Source organism: Candidatus Palauibacter australiensis, from assembly GCA_026705295.1.
GTDB lineage: Bacteria > Gemmatimonadota > Gemmatimonadetes > Palauibacterales > Palauibacteraceae > Palauibacter > Palauibacter australiensis.
Genome location: JAPPBA010000024.1, coordinates 1 through 2,993 on the forward strand (window position 1 = coordinate 1; position 2,993 = coordinate 2,993).

Annotated in this window: 1 protein-coding gene; it reads left to right on the plus strand. The window is 71.2% G+C overall.

Annotation, left to right across the window (positions count from 1 at the left end):
- Nucleotides 1-2,993, plus strand: a 2,993-nt coding sequence (locus tag OXN85_01850) for a SwmB domain-containing protein (protein MCY3598702.1), incomplete at both ends; no start/stop codon positions are given.

Here is a 2,993-nt window from a genome sequence, read left to right on the forward strand (position 1 = left end):
GCTCACGAAGAGCGGCCTGCCGACGTCGGGGGACGCGAACCACAAGGTGGACCAGAGCCTGGCGCCGCTGCCGAAGTTCGAGAGCGCGGAGGTGAACGGCGACAAGCTGACGATCACGTTCACGGGGAAGCTGGCCACGGCGAACGCTCCCTCGGCGAGCCGGTTCACGTTGTCGGGTGCGTTTCCGAGGGTGAGTTCGGTGGCGTTCAGCGCGGACTCGACGCAGGTGATCCTGACGTTGAACCTTCGCGTGCTCCGGGACGAGACCGAGATCACGCTGAGCTATACGAAGGGGGACGACGCGAACCCGCTCCAGGTCCCGGCCACGTGGCAACTGGCGAACTTCTCGAACCGGCCGGTGCGGAACGTGACGCCGCCGAAGCTGTTGGGGGCGGAGGTGAGCGGGACGGTGGCGACGGTGAGGTTCGACTCGGAGCTGAACGCGTCGAAGACGCCGTCGCCGAGCCGGTTCACGGTGTCGGGCCCGACGGAGACGACGACGGTGACGGCGGTGGCGGTCAGCAGCGTCGACGCGAGAGAGGTGAACCTGACGCTGAGCCCGCGGGTGGGGGCCGCCGATACGGCATCGGTGGCCTACGAGGCGGGCGACGACGCGAACCCGCTCCAGGACGCGAACGGCGTCAAGGTGGCGGACTTCACGGAGGAGCTGGGGAACGTGACGCCGCCCGTGGTGACGGACGCGTCGGTGAACAGGAAGATATTGACGCTGGCGTTCGACGGCCGCCTCTACAGCGGCGGACGACTCGTCCACAGTCCGCCTGACGTGTCGCGGTTCACGGTGTCGGGTACGGCGGCGGGGGCGACGGTGACGGCGGTGCAGATTCCGGACCCCAGGGATCTCGAACCCGGTGAGAATACGGAGGTGCAACTGACGCTGAGCGCGCGGGTGGAGGTCGGCGAGACGGGGATCACGGTGAGCTACACGGCGGGAGACGACGCGAACCCGCTTCGGAGCACCAGCCGCGTAAACGTGGCGGATTTCACGGGGCGGCAGGTGACGAACGCGACGCAGCCGCCGACGGCGGAACGGCTGTATGTCGCATCGAGTCCGTCGATCGACGCGAACAGCGACAACACGGCGGAGACGTACGGTCTGGGCGAGGTGGTCCGGGCCGTGGTGATCTTCGACGAGGACGTGACGGTGGACGCGAGCGGCGGGACGCCGCGGCTGAGGATCGACCTGAAGTCGGGTAGCGGCGGAGAGCGTTGGGCGTCGTACGAGGGCGTGGGCATCGAAGCGTCTCAGCAGGTCTTCGGCTACACGGTGACGGCGGCGGACACGTCGACGGCGGGGTTCGCGGTGCTCGAGAACACGCTGGAGCTGAACGGGGGCACGATCCGATCGGCGGTGGCGGCGGTGACGACGAACGCGAACCTGGCGCACGAGGGCCTGGCCCACGACGCGGATCACAAGGTGGACGGCAGCCTGACGTCGTCGGCGCCGGTGTTGTGGGAACGGGGGGCTCGCCGCAGGGCCGGGACGGTGAACGGATCGACGGTGACGCTGGACTTCAACAAGAACCTGGACGCGTTGTCGTTGCCGGCGGGGAGCGCGTTCACGGCAAGGGTCATACCCATCGATAACAGCCAGCCGCGGTACACGATCGACGGCACGGCTACGGCCTCGATCTCCGGGGCGACGGTGACGGTGACGCTCGCGTCGGCGGTTCCGGGCGACGTGACGGTCGAGGTGAGCTACGCGAAGCCGGCGGCCAACCCGCTGCGGGGCGCGGGCGGCGGGGAGGTGGCGGCCTTCAGCAACAAGTGGGTGCACAACTTTACTCCGAGCGGGCTGCCGATTTTCCCGACGACGACTTCGGAGCTGTCGGTGCGGGAGAACAGCGCCGCGGGCACGCTGGTGGGGACGGTGACGGCGACGGACCCGAACAACGACCCGCTGACGTACACGCTGACGAGCACGGCGAGCGGGGGCACGGACCACGCGTCGTTCGCGATCGACGCGAACACGGGCCAGATCACGGTGGCGGCGGGTGCGACGCTGAACCTCGAGGCGAAGCCGAGCTACGCGGTGACGGTGACGGCATCGGACGGCACGCTTTCGGCGGACCACCTGCTGACGATCCGGGTGACCCGTGCGCCCTCCACGACGTCGCCGCCATCGGCTCCGGGGGCGCCGACGGTGACGCCGGCGTCGGCGACGAGCCTGACGGTGACGTGGAGCGCGCCGTCGGACCTGGGCTCCGCGGCGGTGATCCAGGACTACGACCTGCGCTACTACGCGGGGAGTGCGGACCCGACGAACCCGTCCGACTGGATCGAGGAGGGCGAGTCGAACGGCCCGCCGAACCCGGGCGCGTCGACCTCTGCGGTGCTCTCGGGCCTGGCGCAGAACACGGCGTACGTGGTGCAGGTGCGTGGCCAGGGGGACGGGGAGAGCCCGTGGTCGCCCTCCGGCGGCGCCACGACGAGGACGCCGGCGGCGGACCCTCCGACGAACGGGGCGGTGTCGGCCGACGGGGCGACGGTGACGCTGGAGTTCGCCGAGGCGCTGGACGCCACGTCGGTGCCCGATCCGGGCGACTTCACGGTGACGCTGGCGCCGGCCTCGTCCGCGGTGGCGGAGGATTCCGGCGGCCCGGAAGCGACGGCGCCCCCGCAGGGCGACAACCACCACCGGGTGACCGCGGTGGCGATCCGTGGCTCGGCGGTGGACCTGACGGTCGCGCCGCCGGTACCCGCGGGCCGGGAGGCGGTCCTGAGCTACACGAAGGGCTCCGCTCCGCTGCGTACGGCGTCGGGCGCCGAGGTGCCGGACTTCGGCTTCACGGTGACCGCGCCCACCGCTCCCGCTCCCCCGCCCCCGCCTCCACCGCCGCCGCCGACGCCGGCCATCGCGGTGACGCTCGAGGGCGGCTCGGCGCTGGAGGGCACGGCGGTGGAGTTCACGGCCCGGCTCTCGCAGGCGGCGGACTCGGACGTGGTGCTGGGCTGGTCGACGGGCCCCGACGACA